This is a genomic window from Candidatus Omnitrophota bacterium (genome assembly GCA_023227985.1).
Lineage (GTDB): Bacteria > Omnitrophota > Gorgyraeia > Gygaellales > Profunditerraquicolaceae > JALOCB01.
Window position 1 is genome coordinate 13307 of the sequence record JALOCB010000007.1, and the last position, 16729, is coordinate 30035.

The following is a 16729-nucleotide window of genomic DNA, read 5'->3' on the forward strand; positions in this document are numbered from 1 at the left end:
TATGAACATACAAATAATCGGCCTTAACCATAAAACCGCTCCCATAGAGGTGCGCGAGCGGATATCTATACGCCCGGAAACCATTCCCGGCGCTTTAAGCGCGTTGAAGAGCTGCGGCTGTATACAGGAAGCGTTGATCCTGTCCACTTGCAACCGTACCGAGATATACGCTGTAGCTGAGAATAACCCTCAGGGGCTGATCTCGATAAGAAGTTTTATCAGCGACTTCCATAAAATAGCCTTAAATGCCTTTGAAGGCCATCTGTACAGTTTTAGCGGCAAAGACGCGGTAAGGCATTTGTTCAGGGTGGCCTCTTCCCTTGATTCGATGATCGTGGGTGAAACGCAGATCTTCGGCCAGGTAAAAGACGCTTATTTCGCGGCCAGGCAGTATAACGCCGCGGGCCGGTGTTTATCCTGCCTGTTTGAAGAGGCGATCAGGGTCGGTAAAAAGGTGCGCACTGATACGCAGATCGGCAAAGGAGCGGTATCCACCACTACCGCGGCCATAGAATTGTCGCGCAAGATATTCGAGACCCTGGAAAATAAAAAGGTTTTGATAATCGGCGCGGGAAAGATCGGCGAGCTTACGGTGAAAAATCTTAATTCGCGCGGGGTAAGGACGGTAATGGTGGCTAACCGCACTTTCGCCAGGGCGGAGGAACTGGCCCGGATATTCTGCGGCGAGGCGATCAAGTTTGAAGGGATATCCGCAGCGCTAAAAAACACTGATATCGTGATCAGCTCTACCAGCGCCCCGCATTTTGTCCTGAATAAGGAGGATATCATTGCGGTCATGCGTTCCAGGAAGAGCGGGCCTTTATTCATGATCGACCTGGGGCTCCCCCGCAATATCGATCCGCAGGTAAACGGGATCGATAATGTTTATCTTTATAACATCGATGACCTGGCCCAGGTGGCCGACGCTAATATAAAAGACCGCCGCAAGGAGGCAGCCAAGGCCGAGGCGATAATCGATCTCTGCGTGGAATCTGCGGTAAAAAGGTTGAATGAGATAAAAGAGCAGAAGGAATCTATCTTAAAGTGAATAAAAGAATGATAACCGTCGGAGCCAGGGGAAGCCTTTTGTCCGTGGCTCAGACTGAAGGCGTGATCAGGTCGTTAAAACGCAGATTTCCCCGATACGTTTTTACTTTAAAGCGGATAACCACTTTGGGCGATACGAGCAAGACCTGGAGCCGTCAGGATCAGGGGATATTCGTAAAAGAGATAGAAGAGCAGCTTTTAAACGGGCAGATCGATCTGGCTGTTCACAGCGTCAAGGACCTGCCTTCGCAAATACCCCCGGGTCTTAATCTCGCCGGTATTACCAAAAGGGTTGATCCCCGCGATCTTCTGGTCAGCCGGGATGGAGCGGCTCTGGGCGATCTGAAACCGGGAGCGCTGGTGGGGACCAGTAGCCTGCGCCGCAAAGCATTCCTGATGATCCACAGGCCGGATCTGCGGGTCAGCGATCTGAGGGGCAATCTCGACACCCGGCTGCGCAAGCTCAATGAAGGCCAATATGACGCGATCATAGTGGCGGCAGCGGGAATTAAAAGGCTGGGGATCAAGGGGTTCAAAGGGAAAAAGATCTCCGCGGATATTATGCTTCCTGCCTGCGGCCAGGGCGCGTTGGGGATCGAAGTAAGATCAACAGACCGGCAAATGGTCAGGCTTGCCCGCGCGATAAATTGTCCCCGGACATATGCCTGCGTTTGCTGCGAACGGGAATTCTTGCGCCGGGTCGGCGGAGGGTGCCGTTTACCCATAGCGTCATTTGCCAGGATGATCAAAGGCAATATTTGCCTGAGCGTGTTGATCGCCAGTTTAGACGGTAAAATATCAGTCAGCTTGAAAAAAACTGTTCCGGTAAAAAAATATCTTGTTCTGGCCAGGGAGCTGGCTGAACAGGCTTTGGATAAAGGCGCAAGGCGGATACTAGAGGATATAAATAATGGGTAAGAAGAATAAAGGCAGGGTTTATCTTATCGGCGCAGGCCCCGGTGATCCGGAGCTTTTAACGCTTAAAGGGAAAAGATTATTGGGTCAGGCCGATGTTGTAGTCTACGACCGGCTGGTCAATCCGCGGATCTTGGAGCATATCCCTGCCGGCGTGGAACGCATTTATGTCGGGAAGGCTTCCAGTAGGCATACCTTATCTCAGGATAAGATCAATATGCTCCTGGTCAAGCTGGCGGAAAGCGGCAAAGACGTAGTGCGCCTAAAAGGAGGCGACCCTTTTGTTTTTGGCCGGGGAGGAGAAGAGGTGTTGACCCTGGTCAGCCGGAAGATCCCGTTCGAGATCGTGCCGGGAATAACCAGCGCGATCGCCGTGCCCGCTTATGCCGGTATTCCTGTCACTCAGAGAGGGCTGACTTCCTCTTTTGGGATATTCACCGGGCAGGAAGACCCGGAAAAGGAAAACTCCAGCATAGATTGGCAGAAGATATCGACCGGTTTGGGGACTCTGGTGTTCCTGATGGGTTTTGAGAACCTGGAAAAGATAACCCGCACGCTTATGAAATTCGGCCGCAAGCCCAATACCCCATGCTGTCTTATACAATGGGGAACTTTGCCGGGGCAAAGAAGTCTGGTGGCCGGATTGGGCGATATATTCATCAAAGCTAAAAAAGAGCGATTTTCCGCACCGGCTATTTTGGTAGTGGGAGAGGTTGTTTCACTAAAGAAGAAAATAGACTGGTTCGAGAAAAGGCCGTTATTCGGCAAGAAAATACTGGTTACTGTTCCGTCTGATGATTCAGCCCGGTTGAGCAGGATGATGGAAGGCCAGGGCGGTGAGTGCCGGGATCTTCCGATGATCGCCATTAAGCCTTTGGACGATTATAGCGCCTTAGATAAAGCGATAAAACAGATCGCTGAGTTTGACTGGGTGATCTTTACCAGCCGCAACGGGGTAAAGTTCTTTAGATCCAGGCTGGACCAGCTTAAGAAGGATGTGCGGATATTAAAAGGGGTGAAACTCGCGTGCATCGGCCCTAAGACGGAGGAGAGTCTGAAGGATGCTCTGGGCATAGGAGTGGATATCCGGCCTGAAGAATTCCGCCAGGAAGGTTTGCTCCAGGCTTTCAAAAAAGCCGGCGTCAAGGATAAAAAGATATTGATAGTCCGGGCTATGGAAGCCAGGGATGTTCTGCCCGAAGGTTTGCGTAAAATGGGCGCGGATGTGCGGGTTTTAGCGGCTTATAGGACTGTTCCGGCAGGCCGCAAGCCGGGCGGAGATAAAGACCTTAAAGAGATAGCTATGGTTACTTTTACCAGTTCTTCCTGCGTAGAAGGATTTTTCAGGGCTTTCTCGACCAGGGCTATCCGGACGGCAAAGCGCCGGTTTTTGACTTGTTCGATCGGCCCGGTAACTTCGGCGACTTGCAGGAAATTCGGGCTTAAGGTAGATATCGAGGCAAAAGAATATACCCTGGAAGGCTTGGTCAAGGCTGTTACCGGATATTTCAGGAAAGGCAAGTAATGATAAATATTACAAAACTGTTGTGCGACCTGTCGTCTTATGGAGACGAGCTCAGGTATAAAAAGGGGATGACCGCTTATAACCGCCGGCCGATAGTGGTCTGGAATTGCTCGCGCAAATGCAACCTTTCCTGTATCCATTGTTATTCCAATTCCGCGAATGCCGATTACGAAGGCGAGCTTTCCACGCAGGAAGCAAAAAAGATGATAGATGATCTGGCGGAATTCAAAGTCCCGGTGCTTTTATTTTCCGGCGGCGAACCTTTGCTTAGGCAGGACCTTTTTGAGCTTAATGATTACGCCCATAAGCGGAATATTAAAACGGTTATTTCCACTAACGGCACTCTGATCGATAATGTCCTGGCCCGCAGGATAAAAGACGCAAGCGTGGATTATGTGGGCGTCAGCCTGGACGGGATAGGTCCGAACAACGACCGGTTCAGAGGGATGAAAGGCGCGTTTGATCTGGCCCTTTCCGGGATAAGGAGCCTGGTCGAGGTAAAACAGAAGGTGGGATTGAGATTTACCATCACCCGGCATAATTATCCCGACCTGAAAGGGATCTTCAAGCTGGTTGAAGATGAGGCTATTGACCGGATCTGTTTTTATCATCTGGTTTATTCCGGCAGGGGGTGCAAAATGACCGAGGATGACCTGGAGCGCTCTGATATGCGCCAGTGCATCGACGATATCTGCGCCTGGGCTGTTGCTATGCACAAAAAGGGGATGAATAAAGAGGTCCTCACCGTGGATAACCACGCTGACGCGATTTATATTTACCTTAAAACCAGGAAGAGCGATCCGGCCAAAGCAGGGGAAGTCCTTAGGCTGCTGCAATACAATAAAGGCAATGCTTCGGGTATTGCCATAGCTAACGTGGATAACCGGGGTTTCGTTCACCCTGACCAGTTCTGGCAGAGCCAGACTTTTGGCAACGTCCGCCAGCGCAAATTCGGGGATATCTGGATGGATACCTCCAACGAGGTGATGGCGAAATTAAAAGAACGCATACCTCATATCAAGGGCCGCTGCGCCAGATGCGGGTTCCTGACCCTTTGCAACGCCAATTTCCGGGTCAGGGCGGAAACGATATTCAAGGATATGTGGCAGGAAGATCCGGCGTGTTATCTTACCGAGGAGGAAATATGTTTTATCCCGTCTGTCGTCCTAAAAGATTAAGGCAGAACGATAAATTCCGCAGGCTGGTCAGGGAGAACCGGGTCAGCCCGGATAATCTTATCGCGCCTTTTTTTGTCTTACCGGGTAAGAATATCAAGAAGCCGATCAACGCTATGCCCGGAAATTTCCAGTTGTCGATAGACAACCTTTTGCGTGAGGTAAAACAGGTAAGGGACCTGGGCATACCGGCGATAATGCTTTTCGGGATACCCCGGAAAAAAGACAACCTGGGGACAGAGGCGTACGCCGAATACGGAATAGTGCAGCAGGCGATCCGCGAGATAAAGAAAAAGGTGCCGGATATACTGGTGGTCACAGACGTGTGCCTGTGTGAATACACCAGCCATGGCCATTGCGGCATTGTCACCAAGGCAGGCAAAGAAAAGGGTTATTTTAATATCGACAATGACGCTACCCTGGAACTATTAGCTAATACCGCTATTTCGCATGTCCAGGCAGGCGCGGATATGGTCGGGCCTTCAGCGATGATGGACGGACAGGTCCAGGCGATCAGGCAAGGGTTGGATGAAGCCGGTTATCTAGAAACCCCGATCATGGCTTACAGCGCCAAATACGCCTCGGGTTTTTACGGGCCTTTCCGCCAGGCGGCAGGATCAACTCCGCAATTCGGCGACCGCAGGTCATATCAGATGGACCCGGCTAACAGCCGTGAGGCGGTCAGGGAAGTGGAATTGGATATTGCCGAAGGCGCGGATATCGTTATGGTCAAGCCCGCTCTGGCATATTTGGATATAATCGCTAAAGTTAAAGATAAATTCAATGTCCCGGTGGCCGCGTATAACGTGAGCGGGGAGTTTTCCATGGTCAAGGCCGCGGATAAGGCCGGCTGGATAGACGGGCAAAGGGTGGCCCGGGAAATTTTGACCGCGATCAAGCGCGCCGGAGCGGATATCATTATCACCTATCACGCTAAAGAGATCGCCGGTTCATTGAAATGAAACTTTCGTATTGCTCTTTATAAATTTTAACGGGTCCTGTTTTTAGCTTTGTGGCTTTGCTTCGCGCACGGAGTATTTTTGCCGTACGCTACGGTTTACGCCTCATTCCCGTAGCGGCTTTCGCCAGGCGTTTCGATACTCCCATTCGGCGTAATCCCTTGCGTACATCTGCCGGAAATCTCCTGATTGTGCGCTCCAGCAAACCCACAAAAGTATAATCTAATTCGTTAAAACGAGAATTGTTCAAGAACAGTTTAATTGAATAAATGAATCTGGCGGTTTGCGAGCGAATGGAGGTTTTAGCCAAAGCAGCTTGAGCTGGCGAGGGCATCCAAACGCGTAAACATTTGGACGACGAGCATGTTCGAGACCGTCTTGGGCGGTAAGCCCGACGGGCGAGTTGCGCAGGAGCCGAGAAAGCGAAAGACCTTTGGCGGCCTGATAGGGTAAAACCGACTTTGAGCGAGGAACCCGGCAGATTCATTAATCAGAATATTATTTTTAAGAAAACTATGATAATTTCCTGGAATACTACAAAAGCCTGTAATTTGAAGTGCGAGCACTGCTACCGCGACGCCGGGCTTAAGGATCCTCAGGAGTTGAATACCTTTGAGGGCAAAGACCTGTTGTCGGAAATCGCCAAAAGCGGTTTTAAGATAGTTATACTCAGCGGCGGCGAGCCGTTGATGCGCAAAGATATTTTTGAGCTGATCTCTTTTGCCAAGGAGCAAGGATTAAGGCCGGTGTTGGGCTCTAACGGCACGTTGATTACTTCGGATATTGCCAGGCGATTAAAGGAATGCGGCCTTAGCCGGGCGGGGATCAGCTTGGATAGCACGGATCCTGTTATACATGACGATTTCCGAAAGCAAAAGGGCGCGTGGCAAGCTACGGTGGACGCGATGAAGATATGTAAAAAAGAGGAGTTGGATTTTCAGGTGCATACTACTGTTACGAAGAGGAATTGGCGGGAGATCATCAAGATCACTGATTTTGTAGAGGGACTGGGCGCGAAAGCGCATCATATATTCTTCCTGGTCCCCAGCGGCAGGGGTAAGGAGATCAGCGATGTCTTCATTTATTCAGAAGAGATCCGCCAGGTATTGGAAGAGATCTTAAATAAACAAAAACAGACAAAAATGGAATTAAAACCGGTTTGCGCCCCGCAGTTCGTGCCTTTGGCCCGCGAGATGGGATTGGACCTGCGTTTTCAAAAAGGCTGCCTGGCCGGAATAAGTTATTGCTGCATACTGCCTAACGGGGATGTACATCCTTGCCCGTACCTTCCGCTCCTGGCTGGCAATGTCCGCCGGACCAAATTCAGCGAGTTATGGAAGAGCAGCGATATTTTTCTTAAACTGCGCTCAGGTGATTACAGCGGTTCATGCGGGTCCTGCGTGAATAAGGATTCCTGCGCGGGATGCCGGGCGCGGGCTTATCATGACAGCGGGGACCTTATGTCAGAGGACCCGGAGTGTTTTTATAATGTTAAATAAGAGTGACCGGTTATTGCTGGAGGAATTGCAGGATGGATTCCCGTTAAACTCCCGTCCGTACGCACGGATCGCCGCCAGGATCGGGATGAGCGAAAAAGCGCTTATCCATAAGCTTAAGAAGTTAAAGAAGGATAAGGTTATCCGTTATGTGGGGGCGATCTTTGATAACCGGGCGCTGGGGGTTAATTCGACGTTAGTGGCGATGGCTGTGCCGGAAAATTCGCTATCCCGAGTGGTTGATCTGGTTAACGCTCTTCCGCAGGTAAGCCATAATTATTTAAGGGGCGGGGAATTCAACCTTTGGTTCACACTTTCCGCGGCGGACAAAGCCGGATTGAAAAAGTTGTTGGCGTGGATAAAGAAAGAAACCGGGATAAAGAAGTGTCTGGGGCTGGATACTGTAAGGGTGTTTAAGATCAACGCCAGGTTTGATCTGGGAACGGGCAATAAATCGAAAGTGGCAATGGCCGCAAGCTGTAAAAAACATTGCGGTACGGCTCCCGCGTCAGAGATAAAATATATTTCCGGATTGAATAAGCCCATGGAGATTACTGAGCGGCCATTTGCGCTTTTAGCCGATAATCTGGGGTTGAGCACGGAGCGCGTGCTTAAACTACTCGCGGGTTATAAGAAGAAAGGATGGCTGCGCAGGATCGGGATGATCCTGGATCATTTAAGCGCCGGGCTCAGATCAAATGCCTTGGTGGTATGGAAAGTCCCGGAAACTAGGATAGAAGCCGCGGCAAAGTGCTTCAGCGCGTTTTCCGGGATAAGCCATTGTTACCAGAGACGTGTTTTTACGGATTGGCCGTATAATATTTATACCATGCTGCACGCCTCGGATAAGAAATCAGCTGTTGAACTGATAAAACGCATTTCTGATAGCGCCGGCCTGAAGCAATACCGGGTTTTGTTTACCCTGAAAGAACTGAAAAAGGAAAAGACCGATCTTGAAAAAATATTTAACCCCTGTTAACAAGGCAGGCTGATTATGGATGAGCGAAGGAAATATATCAGGGTTAGCAGTAAAATAAGGGTTGTTTGTAAAGCGGCCGGTGACACCCAGGAACATAATGCTTATACGGCCGATATATCCGCTGGAGGCGTTTGTTTGTGGCTGGTGAAGATAATCAAGCCGGGAACTATGCTGGATATGGATTTTTATCTTCCTGCGATCAAGGAGCCGTTTATCTGCAAGGGCCGGGTCCTGCGACAGAGTTTGCGGCCCCATAAAGGACCGGACGACAAGTTCTATTATGAGACAGGTATGGTTTTTGATGGTCTTTCTCTCAAGAACCGGATGGCGCTGATTTATTACGTGCACGAAAAAATGAAGGAATAAAGGGCGTTAGCCCGGGTTTATTGCCTAAAGATATTCTTGCCAAAAGAAAGGCTGAGAAATGATAAAAGAAAAAAGAAAATATAAGCGGGTCATGGTAAAGATAAACCTCATTTATAAAGTGATGGGGGTTAGAGGAGAGGCTTCATTGTGGACCGTGGATCTGGGCGGCGGCGGTCTCAGGCTGCAGCTTAGAGAAAAGGCCAAGCCCGGGACGATGGTGGAAATGGGCATATCCGTTCCTCCAGGTGACCCGATATTTTTCTCTCTGGGCAGGATCGTCTGGCAGCGCAGATGCCCGGATAATGTGGAGGAACCTTTAAGATACTACGAAACCGGGGTGGAGTTTGTGAAGATGGATGTTGAGAACCGGGCCAAGGTGATCAAGTTCGTGCACGCGAAATTAAAAGAGACGGGAAATGAATCTTAAGCGTTCGGAGAAGGCGTTCAAGCAGGCGGTCAAGTTCCTGGCCGGCGGGGTGAACAGCCCGGTGCGGGCCTTTAAAGCTGTGGGCGGCAGCCCGCTTTTTATTAAAAAGGCTGTTGGTTCGAAGATATCCGATCTGGATAATAATCGTTATGTCGATTATGTGATGAGTTGGGGGGCGATGATCTTGGGGCATTTGCATCCGTCTGTCGTAAAAGCGGTGAAGAATGCCTTGAATTCGGGGATGAGCTTCGGTGCTCCCACTGAGAATGAAACCCTTCTCGGCCGGATGATCTCGGAGGCTGTCCCTTCCGTGGAGATGATCCGCTTGGTAAATTCCGGGACAGAGGCTGCAATGAGCGCCATAAGGCTGGCCCGGGGTTATACCAAAAGGGATAAAATAGTCAAATTCGACGGATGTTATCATGGCCATTGCGACAGCCTTCTGGTAAAAGCCGGCTCAGGCGCGGCGACATTCGGGGTTTCTGACAGCGCTGGAGTTACCGCGAGCTTAAGCAAGGATACAATAGTATTGCCTTACAATGATATCGACGCTCTGAGGACCGCGTTAAAAGAAAACCATAAAGATATTGCCTGCGTGATAATAGAGCCGGTAGCCGCGAATATGGGCGTGGTTATGCCGGAAATAGATTTTTTGGTTTGTTTACGGGAGTTGACCGCGAAATACAAGATCGTCCTGATATTTGACGAGGTTATCTCCGGTTTTCGTTTCACTTTCGGCGGGGCGCAAAGTCTTTTCGGGATAGAACCCGATCTTACCTGTCTGGGGAAAATAATCGGCGGAGGCATGCCTTTGGCTGCTTACGGCGGCAGAAAAGAGATAATGGGGTGTTTAAGTCCCTTAGGAGGCGTTTATCAGGCTGGGACGCTCTCCGGCAATCCCATAGCCGTGAGCGCGGGGATCTCTACTTTGAATGCACTCTCAAAACTGGATTATCTGGAGCTGAATGAAAAAGCAATTGAACTATGCCAGGTCATGGAAGACAGTTTAATGCGGAATAACCGGAAATTTACGATCAACCGGGCAGGTTCGATCTTCACGTTTTTCTTCACTGAAAATAAAGTCCGGGATTTCAAGAGCGCTAAAGGTTCCGATACCCGGAAATACGCGGTGTATTTCCGGGAGATGCTCAAACAGGGGATATATCTCGCGCCTTCCCAGTTCGAGGCGAATTTCGTTTCTTTCGCGCATACCGACGAAGACCTGCGTAAGACCGTAAAAGCGTTCAATAAGGCGATAAAGAAAATATAAATTAATCGGGGGGTTGTATGTGCCTGTCTGGGTTGAAAGAAAACAAAATAGTTAAATTTCTTGGTTCGATAAAATTAGCTTTTATATTGTTTTGCTGTTTGATCCTGGCTTGCCTGTACGGGGCCCTGGTTCCCGAAGAGCTCAGGCCGGAAGTATATTATAGTTGGTGGTTCTTGTCGTTGTTGTTCTTATTCGCCGGCAATCTTTTGATCTGCGGTTTATCCAGGTTTGCCAGGTCTTTTAATAAATTAGGCTCCACTCTTACGCACGCGGCTGTTCTGGTTATTCTGGCGGGATCGCTGTACAGTTATCTTTTCGCGGTGCGCGGGACCATTGAATTCACCGAAGGACAGGGGATCGATAGTTTTGTCTCCAATAAAGGAGAACAATCCCTGGGGTTTGAGGTGGTCCTGGATGATTTTAACCTCGCCTGGTATGCGCCCTATAATTACAAGGTTAAGTTTTTTGTGCAGGATAAGGGAATAAAGGGAGTAGCACTGGTAAAACAGCATAAGCCGTACGCTATAAAAGGGAGCGGTTATTTGTTCACTGTGCTGGAATATTTTCCGGATTTCAAGATGGGCGAGGATGGCGTCCCGCGGAATAATTCCGAACAGCCGGATAACCCGGCGGTCCTGATCGAGATCAAGGGCCTCGGAGGCATCGAGCAGAGATGGTTGTTCGCCAGACATCCGGAGATCTCGATGTCCAGCGACAAGAATATAAAATTCCTGTTCAGCATAGCCCCGGCGATCCGTGAATTTTCCAGCAGGGTAAGGTTCATAGACGGCAGCCAACAGGCGCAAAGAGTGATCAAGGTCAATTCGCCCTGTGAATTCAAAGGCTATACTTTTTATCAGTCCGGTTATGACGCAGGAAGGCTGGATTGGACAGCTTTGGATGTGGTAAAAGACCCGGGTGTTTTTTGGGTCTTTATCGGTTTTATACTTTTAAACTTCGGTATAATCATTAATTATCTTCAGAAGATAAAGCCGGTTAAAGATGGCGGAAAGGGGGCTGCATGCAGGTAATCTTTCTAAGGATAGCCCTTGGTTCTTATCTGCTGTCATTTTTGTCAGGCTGGTTGAATTCATATTTTAGAAACGATCTTTTCCCGATGCTGGCGGTATGGCTGTTGAAGGCGGGGTTTTTACTGCATACGCTGATACTGGCTATGCGCTGGTATGAGGCTAAGCGTCCCCCCTTCGCTAATATGTACGAGGCGTTGGTGCTTTTCGCCTGGTCAATAATACTTATTTACATGCTTTTTGACCTTATTTACAAGATCAGGTTTATCTCCAGGCCGGTCACTGCGTTGGTCCTTATTGTCATGGGTTTTGCCGCGGTTTTAGATAATTCCATCGGGCCGTTAATGCCGGCGCTGCAAAGCAGGTGGATAATCATTCACGTGGTAAGTTATTTCCTGGGATACGCGGCAATGAGCTTATCGGTTATTTGCGGGATATATTTTTTGAATAGCAGCAAGGGCGTTAATCCGAATGAGGAAAAATTAAGAACCCTGGACAGTTTGGGTTATTACAGCATAGCTTTTGCGTTCCCTTTTTTGACTATAGGTATGACCACAGGGTCGATATGGGCGAATGTGGCCTGGGGCACATACTGGAACTGGGACCCTAAAGAGACTTGTTCATTGATTACCTGGATGGTCTACGCTTTATACCTGCATCTGAGGATGTTTAAAGGGCTGAAAGCCGAAAAAGCGGCATGGCTTTCCGTGATCGGATATTTTGCCGTGCTCTTTACCTTTGTCGGCGTGAATTTCATTCTCCCCGGCTTGCACAGCTATTCCTAACCCCCTGTAGACGTTGTACGTAATTAATTGTCCCACTTAGAGTTACAAATAAATGTTTTTAAAAAACATTTATTTGTAACTGCCTATTCCGTAGCAGGTTAGCTACAACGTCTACCGGTTTTATTTTACTTGACATGATTTTGGAATAGTGTTATTATTTTAATAATCGTAATATTAAGGAGAGGGGTAATGTCGGAACTGGTAAGGTTCGGGGTATCGCTGGAAAAGGAGCTTTTACGCAAGCTTGATGGGTTGCGCCTAGAAAAAGGTTATCCCAACCGCTCAGAGGCGATCCGGGACCTTGTGCGCAAAGAGCTGGTCAAGAAGGAATGGGATGATGGCAAGGAAGTGGTCGGAGCGATAACTCTGGTTTATGACCACCATAAAAGAGAGTTGGTCAATAAACTGACTAATTTACAGCATGATTTTACCGGCTTGATCTTCGCCAGCCAGCATATTCATATCGATCATCATAATTGCATGGAGATTATAGCGGTGAAGGGCGCCCCGTCGAATATCGAAGAGCTTTCCGATAAGATGAAAGGGACTAAGGGGGTTAAATTCGGGGCTTTAAGCATGGCTACTACGGGTAGGGGCTTGGAATAATTATGGGGATTATTTTTTTGTCCGTTGGTAACACGATTATTTAAATCGTGCTAAAAAAGGAGGTGCGCGTGTTACGGGGTAGAATGGCCATAAATATTCTTTTGGGGATTTGTGTTGTCTTCTGTTTCCGGCAGGGCGTCGGTTTTGCCGCGGATACTGTCGCGAATGAGGATGTGCTCGAGCAGATACGGTATCTTAAGAAAACCATCCGGGAACAGCAGCAAAAGATCGAAGCGCTTGAGCATCGGGTATCCCGTCAGGAAAACACCGGCCGGGAGATCGGAACTATTGTGCCGGTTTCGGAGATCGACCGGCGTATTGACGAACGCCTCTCCCAGAAAGCCCCGGCGTATCAATTAATGGAAGGGTTATCCATGAGCGTGGGAGCTACCACTATTGTGCAGTCAGTGCACAACGCCAATGGGGCAACCCAGCTTTCCGGCAAAGAGGATGTTACCGATAGCTCTGTTTCCACCGATATCACGCTCAATAAGAAATTCGAGGATTACGGTGAAGGGTTCGTGTATGTTACCGCGGGTCAGGGCAAAGGCGTTGAAGATGAGTTACAGTTGTACAGTAATGTGAACTATGACGCTGACGATGACCAGAATGTGCGTTTGTCAGAGGCGTGGTATGAACATTATTTCAAGTCTGTTTCCGGGGCGCTCGCTTTCGGTAAACTTGATCCCACAAAATATATCGATACTAACAGTTACGCTAATGACGAGACAACGCAGTTCCTGGGCAGGATGTTCCGGAATTCCGCGGTCGTTGAATTTCCCTCTAACGCTGGCGGCGCGCATTTCGGAGCCTCGCCTAGCGAGTTTTACAGTATTAATCTTGTGGCAGTGGACGCGGATGCGGATTGGGAGGATGCGTTCGACGGGATGTTCCTCGCCGGCCAGTTTAATCTCAAACCTAAACTGTTCAACCGGGAAGGCAACTACCGTTTCTTTGTCTGGAATAACGGGGCCAACCACAGTAATTGGTCGGATCCGGCAAAGGATAAGGAGAACGGTTATGGATACGGCTTAAGCTTTGACCAGGAATTGACCGATAACCTGGGTATTTTTGCCCGTTACGGCTGGCAGGACCCCAAGGTATATATGAACGGCAGCGATTTCTCGCTTGAACAATCATGGAGCATCGGACCGCAGATCAAAGGGGTTTTATGGGGCAGGCCGGATGATGTTGTTGGTATAGGCTTTGGCCAGATCATACCTTCCAATAAGTACAAGCAGGCGAATAACCTTCAGGCTAAGACTGAAAGTCATATGGAATGCTATTATAATTTCAAGATTAATGAGCATTTAAGCCTCAGCCCGGACCTGCAGGTTATCTGGCAGCCTTACGGCAAGGACAGCGCTAACGGCGACGGGACTATTGTTGTGGGCGGCTTGCGGGGACAGTTGGACTTTTAACGAAAAACTAGTATAATATTTAACAATGGAGGAATTGCGATGCATATGGCAGACGCGTTGATATCCCCGGTTGTGGGCGGGGCTATGTGGGCTGTTACCGCGGGGCTTATCGCGTACAGCGCTAAAAAGGTCAGGGAGGAAGCGGATGACCGTAAAGTTCCGCTTATGGGCGTGCTGGGCGCTTTTATATTCGCCGCGCAGATGATCAATTTCAGCATTCCGGCTACAGGATCAAGCGGCCATTTGGGCGGAGGGATGATCCTGGCTATCATCTTAGGGCCTTACGCGGCTTTTTTGGTCATGGCCTCAGTGCTTATCGTCCAGGCGCTTTTTTTTGCCGACGGAGGCCTGCTCGCGCTGGGCTGCAATATTTTTAATCTGGGATTCTTTCCTGCTTTTATCGCCTACCCTTTGATCTATCGCAAGATCGCCGGAGATGGTTCTTCATCAAAGCGCATTATGACGGCTGCGATTATTGCCGGGGTGATCGGGTTGCAATTGGGCGCGTTTAGTGTTGTCCTGGAAACGATATTTTCAGGCATATCCGAACTGCCGTTCAGCACATTCGTATTGTTGATGCAGCCGATCCATTTGGCTATAGGTGTTGTGGAAGGGCTGGTTACCGCCGCAGTGGTAACCTTTGTCTGGAAGGCCCGGCCGGAGATATTGAACGCTGCCGCGCATTCTACGGCGATAGAGAAAGTAGATACCAGAAAGGTCATTACGGGGTTATTAGTGGCCGCTATTGTAGTTGGAGGGGCATTAAGCTGGTTCGCTTCAGCCAATCCTGACGGTCTGGAATGGGCGATGTTCAAGACTTCGGGCAAAGAAGAACTAGAGAGCGTTGATCCTGTCCACGTTTCTGCTTCCAGCATCCAGGAGAAAACCGCGTTTCTGCCGGACTATGGTTTTAAGAAAAACGAATCTGCTCAAGTATTTACTGATGTCAACGCTTTAGAAGCAGCGGTAAAACCATCCTGGCCGGCGGTTGATCCGGGGACCTCTGTATCAGGGCTGGCCGGGGGAGCTTTGACCATAGCCTTGGTATTTTTGATCGGACTATTGGTTAAACGCCGTACTCCGAAAAGCGCGGGTTAACCCGATCATTTACATAAAGGGGCATTCAGCAGGCAGTGCCGGTAGCCGGTACTGCCTGCCTTGTCTATAAGAATGAATAAGATCAACGGTAATTTTCTGGATATAGGGTATATGGATACTTTGGCCTGCGCCGACAGCCCTGTGCACAGGCTGGATCCCCGGGCCAAATTAATAGCCACGTTTGTTTTTATCGTGACTGTCGTGTCTTTTGACAGGTATGCCATATCCGGGTTGCTGCCGTTTTTTATCTTTCCCGTGGTAATGATCTCCGTTGCCGGGTTGCCGGCCAGGTATATCCTTAGAAAAGTGCTTTTGATCTCGCCTTTCGCGATATTGATCGCGATATGTAATCCTTTTCTGGACCGGAGTATTCTTTTTCATGTAGGGGGGATCAATATTTCCGGCGGCTGGGTTTCTTTTATCTCTATACTCCTGCGTTTCTTTTTAACGGTGACCGCGGCATTGGTATTGGTTGCATCCACCGGTTTTAACGCGGTCTGCCTGGCATTGTCCAAGCTGGGACTGCCTAAGCCTTTTGTTATGCAGTTATTATTTCTCTACCGATATATTTTTGTCCTGCTGGAAGAAACAGAAAGGCTGGTCCGGGCCAGGGCGCTGAGATCTTTTAGCGGCACCGCTATGAAGTTAACAACGTTCACTTCCCTGATCAGCCATCTTTTACTGCGCACGCTGGACCGCGCCCAACGTATATATCTGGCCATGTGTTGCCGCGGTTTTGACGGGAATGTCCGGCTTATCCGGTCAATGAAGAAGGGTCGCAGCGAAATAATATTCGTGGCAGGCTGGTCGGTATTGTTCATTATTTTAAGGTATTGGAATATTCCTTTACATGTCGGCGCGTTGATCACCCGGAGGAGTCTATGAGCCACCATATCGTCGAAGCTATGGACCTGCATTATACCTATCCTGACAAAACCGCGGCGTTGGCCGGCGTATCCTTCCGGATCTCCCATGGGGAATCAGTGGCCCTGGTAGGCGAGAACGGCGCAGGCAAATCCACGCTGTTATTGCATTTGAACGGATATCTGCGCGCCACGTCCGGCAAGGTGCGTATCGGGGATTGTTTGTTGACTCCCCAGAACCTGTCGATCGTGCGCCGCAGCGTAGGGATGGTATTCCAAAATCCCGACGACCAATTGTTCATGCCTACGGTATTTGATGATGTGGCTTTCGGCCCGCTTAATCTTGGCTTGCCCAAAGAGGAGGTGGAGCGCAAAGTCGTTGTGGCCCTGGAAACCGTGGGCATGGCGCATCTGGCAAAGCGTCCGCCGTATAAGCTCTCCCAGGGGGAAAAGCGCTCCGTGGCTATAGCCACGGTCCTGGCCATGTCGCCGGATATCCTGGTTATGGATGAACCTACTTCCAGCCTTGACCCGCGCTCGCGCAGGCGGCTGATCGAACTGCTCAAGACCTTCCGCCATACCAAGATAATCGCCACTCACGACCTGGATATGGCAATGGACCTTTGTGAGAGGGCTATTGTTCTTCACCGGGGAAAGGTCACTGCCGACGGTCCGACGGCAGAACTTTTCCAGGATGAAGGCCTTCTTTCCCGCAGCTGCCTGGAGAAACCGCTGCGCATGCAGCATTGTGCAAAGACCGGGTCTTGAA

General features: G+C 49.6%; 17 protein-coding genes. All 17 read left to right on the forward strand.

Going from position 1 to position 16729, the window contains the following annotated elements; translation table 11 throughout:
* The first annotated feature begins 1 nt into the window (after position 1).
* A complete protein-coding gene (gene hemA / locus M0R35_02485; protein ID MCK9594525.1) occupies positions 2-1048 on the forward strand; it encodes a glutamyl-tRNA reductase in 1047 nt (348 codons plus the stop codon).
* Positions 1045-1965, forward strand: coding sequence for a hydroxymethylbilane synthase (gene hemC / locus M0R35_02490; GenBank protein ID MCK9594526.1), 921 nt, complete (start codon positions 1045-1047; stop codon positions 1963-1965). The genes hemA and hemC overlap by 4 nt, the downstream gene beginning before the upstream one ends.
* Positions 1958-3487, forward strand: coding sequence for a uroporphyrinogen-III C-methyltransferase (gene cobA / locus M0R35_02495; GenBank protein ID MCK9594527.1), 1530 nt, complete (start codon positions 1958-1960; stop codon positions 3485-3487). Before hemC ends, cobA begins: the two co-directional genes overlap by 8 nt.
* The gene (locus tag M0R35_02500; protein MCK9594528.1) at positions 3487-4665 is read left to right on the forward strand and encodes a radical SAM protein; all 1179 of its coding nucleotides are present in this window, start codon (positions 3487-3489) and stop codon (positions 4663-4665) included. Before cobA ends, M0R35_02500 begins: the two co-directional genes overlap by 1 nt.
* Complete coding sequence (hemB, locus tag M0R35_02505; protein ID MCK9594529.1) at positions 4632-5624, forward strand: porphobilinogen synthase; 993 nt, start codon at positions 4632-4634, stop codon at positions 5622-5624. The genes M0R35_02500 and hemB overlap by 34 nt, the downstream gene beginning before the upstream one ends.
* 512 nt (positions 5625-6136) lie before the next feature.
* On the forward strand, positions 6137-7120 hold the full coding sequence (locus tag M0R35_02510; protein MCK9594530.1) for a radical SAM protein: 984 nt from the start codon (positions 6137-6139) through the stop codon (positions 7118-7120).
* On the forward strand, positions 7110-8096 hold the full coding sequence (locus tag M0R35_02515) for a hypothetical protein (GenBank protein ID MCK9594531.1): 987 nt from the start codon (positions 7110-7112) through the stop codon (positions 8094-8096). The genes M0R35_02510 and M0R35_02515 overlap by 11 nt, the downstream gene beginning before the upstream one ends.
* 15 nt (positions 8097-8111) lie before the next feature.
* Positions 8112-8462, forward strand: a complete 351-nt coding sequence (locus M0R35_02520) for a PilZ domain-containing protein (GenBank protein ID MCK9594532.1) — start codon at positions 8112-8114, stop codon at positions 8460-8462.
* Between the two features lie 58 nt (positions 8463-8520).
* The gene (locus M0R35_02525) at positions 8521-8889 is read left to right on the forward strand and encodes a PilZ domain-containing protein (GenBank protein ID MCK9594533.1); all 369 of its coding nucleotides are present in this window, start codon (positions 8521-8523) and stop codon (positions 8887-8889) included.
* Entirely contained in the window at positions 8879-10159 is a 1281-nt protein-coding gene (hemL, locus tag M0R35_02530) for a glutamate-1-semialdehyde 2,1-aminomutase (GenBank protein ID MCK9594534.1), read from the forward strand. The genes M0R35_02525 and hemL overlap by 11 nt, the downstream gene beginning before the upstream one ends.
* Before the next feature lie 17 nt (positions 10160-10176).
* Positions 10177-11190 (forward strand): cytochrome c biogenesis protein ResB, encoded by a 1014-nt coding sequence (locus tag M0R35_02535; protein ID MCK9594535.1) that lies wholly within the window; start codon positions 10177-10179, stop codon positions 11188-11190.
* The gene (gene ccsB, locus M0R35_02540; GenBank protein ID MCK9594536.1) at positions 11181-11972 is read left to right on the forward strand and encodes a c-type cytochrome biogenesis protein CcsB; all 792 of its coding nucleotides are present in this window, start codon (positions 11181-11183) and stop codon (positions 11970-11972) included. The genes M0R35_02535 and ccsB overlap by 10 nt, the downstream gene beginning before the upstream one ends.
* A gap of 189 nt (positions 11973-12161) precedes the next feature.
* The gene (nikR, locus tag M0R35_02545; protein MCK9594537.1) at positions 12162-12578 is read left to right on the forward strand and encodes a nickel-responsive transcriptional regulator NikR; all 417 of its coding nucleotides are present in this window, start codon (positions 12162-12164) and stop codon (positions 12576-12578) included.
* An 83-nt stretch (positions 12579-12661) separates the two neighbouring features.
* Positions 12662-13999, forward strand: a complete 1338-nt coding sequence (locus M0R35_02550; protein ID MCK9594538.1) for a carbohydrate porin — start codon at positions 12662-12664, stop codon at positions 13997-13999.
* Positions 14000-14038: 39 nt separating this feature from the next.
* The gene (locus M0R35_02555) at positions 14039-15097 is read left to right on the forward strand and encodes an energy-coupling factor ABC transporter permease (GenBank protein MCK9594539.1); all 1059 of its coding nucleotides are present in this window, start codon (positions 14039-14041) and stop codon (positions 15095-15097) included.
* A 72-nt stretch (positions 15098-15169) separates the two neighbouring features.
* Positions 15170-15982, forward strand: a complete 813-nt coding sequence (gene cbiQ / locus M0R35_02560; protein MCK9594540.1) for a cobalt ECF transporter T component CbiQ — start codon at positions 15170-15172, stop codon at positions 15980-15982.
* Positions 15979-16728: an energy-coupling factor ABC transporter ATP-binding protein gene (locus M0R35_02565; GenBank protein MCK9594541.1), complete on the forward strand. Its 750-nt coding sequence runs from the start codon at positions 15979-15981 to the stop codon at positions 16726-16728. The genes cbiQ and M0R35_02565 overlap by 4 nt, the downstream gene beginning before the upstream one ends.
* Position 16729 lies beyond the last annotated feature (1 nt).

Bases quoted from the DNA above. Each gene is read 5' to 3' on its own strand.
- ccsB (MCK9594536.1), top strand. From the start codon at position 11,181: ATGCAGGTAATCTTTCTAAGGATAGCCCTTGGTTCTTATCTGCTGTCA.
- M0R35_02500 (MCK9594528.1), top strand. From the start codon at position 3,487: ATGATAAATATTACAAAACTGTTGTGCGACCTGTCGTCTTATGGAGAC.
- M0R35_02525 (MCK9594533.1), top strand. From the start codon at position 8,521: ATGATAAAAGAAAAAAGAAAATATAAGCGGGTCATGGTAAAGATAAAC.
- M0R35_02550 (MCK9594538.1), top strand. From the start codon at position 12,662: ATGGCCATAAATATTCTTTTGGGGATTTGTGTTGTCTTCTGTTTCCGG.
- M0R35_02565 (MCK9594541.1), top strand. From the start codon at position 15,979: ATGAGCCACCATATCGTCGAAGCTATGGACCTGCATTATACCTATCCT.
- M0R35_02535 (MCK9594535.1), top strand. From the start codon at position 10,177: ATGTGCCTGTCTGGGTTGAAAGAAAACAAAATAGTTAAATTTCTTGGT.
- hemA (MCK9594525.1), top strand. From the start codon at position 2: ATGAACATACAAATAATCGGCCTTAACCATAAAACCGCTCCCATAGAG.
- M0R35_02520 (MCK9594532.1), top strand. From the start codon at position 8,112: ATGGATGAGCGAAGGAAATATATCAGGGTTAGCAGTAAAATAAGGGTT.
- nikR (MCK9594537.1), top strand. From the start codon at position 12,162: ATGTCGGAACTGGTAAGGTTCGGGGTATCGCTGGAAAAGGAGCTTTTA.
- hemB (MCK9594529.1), top strand. From the start codon at position 4,632: ATGTTTTATCCCGTCTGTCGTCCTAAAAGATTAAGGCAGAACGATAAA.
- hemL (MCK9594534.1), top strand. From the start codon at position 8,879: ATGAATCTTAAGCGTTCGGAGAAGGCGTTCAAGCAGGCGGTCAAGTTC.
- M0R35_02510 (MCK9594530.1), top strand. From the start codon at position 6,137: ATGATAATTTCCTGGAATACTACAAAAGCCTGTAATTTGAAGTGCGAG.
- M0R35_02555 (MCK9594539.1), top strand. From the start codon at position 14,039: ATGCATATGGCAGACGCGTTGATATCCCCGGTTGTGGGCGGGGCTATG.
- cobA (MCK9594527.1), top strand. From the start codon at position 1,958: ATGGGTAAGAAGAATAAAGGCAGGGTTTATCTTATCGGCGCAGGCCCC.
- M0R35_02515 (MCK9594531.1), top strand. From the start codon at position 7,110: ATGTTAAATAAGAGTGACCGGTTATTGCTGGAGGAATTGCAGGATGGA.
- cbiQ (MCK9594540.1), top strand. From the start codon at position 15,170: ATGAATAAGATCAACGGTAATTTTCTGGATATAGGGTATATGGATACT.